This window comes from Patescibacteria group bacterium, from assembly GCA_018817085.1.
GTDB lineage: Bacteria > Patescibacteriota > WWE3 > CG2-30-40-12 > CG2-30-40-12 > CG2-30-40-12.
This window is the reverse complement of record JAHIUT010000023.1, coordinates 1-3,678: the sequence shown is the minus strand read 5'-3', so window position 1 is coordinate 3,678 and position 3,678 is coordinate 1. Positions and strand designations below refer to the sequence as shown.

Sequence of the window (3,678 nt, the reverse complement as noted above, 5' to 3'; positions counted from 1 at the left end):
TATTTTTTAGCGGAAAACAAAGGAAGTTGGTTAGTTATTTGTGGGTTTGGTTTTAATCCTAGTTCGGTTATAAAAACGGAAGGTTTTTTATCCCGTACACCCCCATAATTTTTGCCGTAAGTTAAATATAAAAGGTCTTTTGCGCGAGTCATTCCAACATAAAAAAGCCGTCTTTCTTCTTGTATGTGATAATCCCCAGAAGGCAGGGTTTCTTTGATTAAACTTTCTGGAATTTCAATCGGGTCGTGGCGGTTTCTGGTGGGAAATCTATCCGCGGTTAAATTAACCATAAAAACAACCGGAAATTCTAAGCCTTTAGAGCTATGCGCGGTTAAAAGATTTACGGTGTCAATATCTTCTAAAACCGCTTGGGCGGGGTTTTCCCCTGCTTCTAGCATAGTGTCAAGAAAATACACAAAACCGGTTATTGAAGTATCGCCTTCTTTGCCTTCGTAATTTTTTACATAAGAAAAAAACAGGTTTAAATTGTTTATTTTTAAAGTATTCTCAAGGCTTTCCTGCTTTATCAACCTTTCGGGATATTTTGTATTTATAATAAAGTTATATAAAACAGCGCTTACAGAGAGCGTTTTTGAAGTTGTTATAGCCTCTTTAATCTCTTTTACTATAAACGAAAAATACTCGTCCTTTTCCACAATTTCCCAAAGAAATTGCTTTTTTAATTTTGCGATATTTAAAGTTTTTAGGATTTGGGTATGTTCGTAGTTTAACAGTTCGCCTATAAGAAGGCTGTATAAGGAGATGTTGTCTGACAAATCTTGGCAGACCCTTAAAAAAGCTATCAGCTGGCTTACCTCGGGTTGATTAAAAAGTCCGCGATTTCCTATTATTTGGTAGGGTAGTTGATATCTTTTTAGAGCGGTTACAAAATTGTCCAGATGATTGTTTGCCCTTGCAAGTATGGCGAAATCTTTATAGGAGTATTTTTGAGTGTTTATAAGTTCAATAATCTTTTCTACAACAACTTCGGCTTCCTCCTCGTTTGTTTGGGTGTATAGGATTTGAGGGGGAATGCCCGCGCTTTTTTGTTGGCTTATTAAATTTTTGTTTATGCCAAGTTTTGCTTCCAAGGTGTCGGGATTATTGAATTTTATTAATTTATACGACATATCAAGAATGTTTTGGGTTGACCGATAGTTTTTTAGAAGATACACTTTTTTGCCGTTTTTGTATTTTTCCATAAATTCCAAAATGTTAGAGATAGCGGCACCCCTGAATTTGTAAATGGATTGGGAATCATCCCCCACCACCATTAAATTGGGGTTATCTTTGCTTGGGGCGAGCATTTGGATTATTTTAAATTGGGCAAAATTTGTGTCTTGAAACTCATCCACTAAAATGTATTTAAATTGTTTTTTGTATTTTGCCAAGATTTGCGGGCGGGTTTCAAAAAGTTTTATAGTCCACAAAATTAAGTCTCCAAAACCCATAAAACTTTCCTTTATTTTTAGTTGTTGATAAGCTTTATAGCCGTTTAAAAGTTCCTGCCAGCGGTCAAAGTTTTTATCTTTTGTTTTTGCCACCCATTTTCCAAACTCTTCGCAGGTTATGTTCTCGTCCTGAAGGCGCGAGAAAAAGGTTAAAAGAGCGCTTATAAATTTTGTGGGGTTTCCTAACGGCAAAAAATATTTGAGGTTAAAGTTAAAAAGATTTTTTCTAACTAAAACATAGCTCTCGCTGTTTGTTAAAATTTTATAGCGGGGGTCAAGACCTATTTCCAACGCCTCCTCTCGTAAAAGCCTATCGGCAAAGGAATGAAAAGTGGTAATCCACGGTTCTTCGTATCCCAGAGGCATTATTTTATCTACTCTTTCAAGCATTTCCCCCGCTCCTTTTTCGGTAAAAGTTACCGCCAAAATCTCTTTAGGTTTTGCTAATTTTTGGGAAATTAGATATTTAATTCTTTCGGTTATAACGCGGGTTTTGCCGGTACCCGCTCCGGCGACAATTAGAATAGGCCCTTCTTTATGTTCCACCGCTTCCTTTTGTTCTTTGTTTAAAATAATTTCCTCGTTGTGGTTCATACTAAAAGTATAACATTTATTAAAATAGGGATAGACCCGAATCGGGTCTATCCCTAATTGAATGTATTGACAGTGGGCATCTTTTGAAGTTAGTATTTAAGCAATGGAACTTCCAAAAAAGTTAACAACAGTAACAACCCTATCAAAAATCCTCGCTGGTACCTTGTTTATTCTCCTTCCTTTTGTTGGATTTTATTTAGGTCTGAAATACCAAGTGTCCCTATCTCCAAAAGATGCTATACCACCGACCGTCTCAACTTCTGTAAAAACGCCAACAACCTCCCCCGACCCAACGGTGGATTGGAAAATTTATAACGGAAAAGATTATACATACAAATATCCCCCTGACTGGAGAGCGGAAGTCGGGTATTTGTTTAGCTACGACGAATCACTTTTACATGGGAAGTCCAACGGGTATCCCGTACCAGAAGATCAGTTAAAAGCAGATTTTATTTGGTTAGAGTGGGATGGTCAACCATTGAAAGAATGGATTTTAAAAAGACCATGGATACAAATAGCGAGTGGATATCCAACTCCAAAACCCTGTGAACAAAAAGAAATAAGCGATATAAGAGTAGATTCGGAAAAAGGGCTAGAAACGCTACTTTATTGTGAAGATGATCTCGGAAGGTTCGATCTTAAAAAGTCATTTTTTATTACCTTTTCTCGACAGCAAAAAGTCCTTATGGTCAATATATATCCATATAGTTCACAGCTAATATCTACCTTTGATCAAATCCTCTCCACCTTTAAGTTTCTCTGACAGTATTAAAAATGTCTCTGTTGTTGTTTTATGGAGATAATTCAAGTAAGATATAAATATGAGGCGACATCTAAAATCACAAAAATTGGACAAAGACAGGATTTTAAGTTTGTTGCAAGCCCGGAGCAATAAATTAAGTAGTTTCGGAGTTACTGATATTGGGGTTTTTGGCTCGTATGTTAGAGGTGAACAAAAAGCCAAAAGCGATGTTGATATTTTAGTAGAATTCCGCAAAGATAAAAAGACATTTAGGAATTATATTAACCTTGCCCAGTATCTTGAAGAAATTTTTGGAAAACAAGTAGAACTTATAACCACAGATTCTCTTAGTCCATACATTGCGCCTTATATCAGAAAGGAGGTTGAATATGTCTAAGTTGCCAATTGAGTATTTGAAACATATAAGAGATGAATTAGAATATATTTCAAGCGCTTCAAAAGGGCTTTCTAAAAACGAATTTCTACAAGACGAAACGTTAAAAAGATCCTTTACCCGAAGTATAGAAATTATAGGCGAAGCAGTTAAAAACTTGCCAATCAATTTCCGTAACAGCCAGTCTCATATAGATTGGCAATCCATTTCCGGAATGAGAGATAAACTCATACACGGCTATTTTGGGATTGATTACGATATCGTTTGGGATGTGGTGAAAAACGAAGCGCCGGTACTTAAAGTAGAAATAGAAAAACTTATTCAAAGTATTAATAAATAACATGACTCTGCCAAAATCTTTTTAAAAAAGGGATAGACCCGAATCGGGTCTATCCCTAATTGAAAAAAAAGGTAGAATAGAGGTATGCCGAGGTTTATTTATACCCTCTTTTTAATACTTTTCGGAAACTTGCTTTTTTTGCTGTATTTATTCCTTT

4 protein-coding genes are annotated in these 3,678 nt (G+C 35.9%); 3 read left to right on the top strand and 1 reads right to left on the bottom strand.

The features are described 5' to 3' along the window. Positions 1–2,045: ATP-dependent helicase (locus KJ678_01500; GenBank protein ID MBU1016820.1), on the bottom strand; the 2,045-nt coding region annotated here is incomplete at its 3' end. A 103-nt stretch (positions 2,046–2,148) separates the two neighbouring features. Between KJ678_01500 and KJ678_01495 the strand changes: the two genes are divergently transcribed. Genes KJ678_01495 through KJ678_01485 form a run of 3 tightly spaced genes read left to right on the top strand, consistent with a single transcriptional unit; the run spans position 2,149 to position 3,521 of the window. After that, positions 2,149–2,808, top strand: coding sequence for a hypothetical protein (locus tag KJ678_01495; GenBank protein ID MBU1016819.1), 660 nt, complete (start codon positions 2,149–2,151; stop codon positions 2,806–2,808). A gap of 58 nt (positions 2,809–2,866) precedes the next feature. Further along, positions 2,867–3,184 carry a nucleotidyltransferase family protein gene (locus tag KJ678_01490; GenBank protein MBU1016818.1) on the top strand — a complete coding sequence of 106 codons (318 nt, stop codon included), beginning with the start codon at positions 2,867–2,869 and terminating at the stop codon, positions 3,182–3,184. Next, entirely contained in the window at positions 3,177–3,521 is a 345-nt protein-coding gene (locus KJ678_01485; GenBank protein ID MBU1016817.1) for a DUF86 domain-containing protein, read from the top strand. Before KJ678_01490 ends, KJ678_01485 begins: the two co-directional genes overlap by 8 nt. Positions 3,522–3,678 lie beyond the last annotated feature (157 nt).

Bases quoted from the DNA above. Each gene is read 5' to 3' on its own strand.
- KJ678_01495 (MBU1016819.1), top strand. From the start codon at position 2,149: ATGGAACTTCCAAAAAAGTTAACAACAGTAACAACCCTATCAAAAATC.
- KJ678_01490 (MBU1016818.1), top strand. From the start codon at position 2,867: ATGAGGCGACATCTAAAATCACAAAAATTGGACAAAGACAGGATTTTA.
- KJ678_01485 (MBU1016817.1), top strand. From the start codon at position 3,177: ATGTCTAAGTTGCCAATTGAGTATTTGAAACATATAAGAGATGAATTA.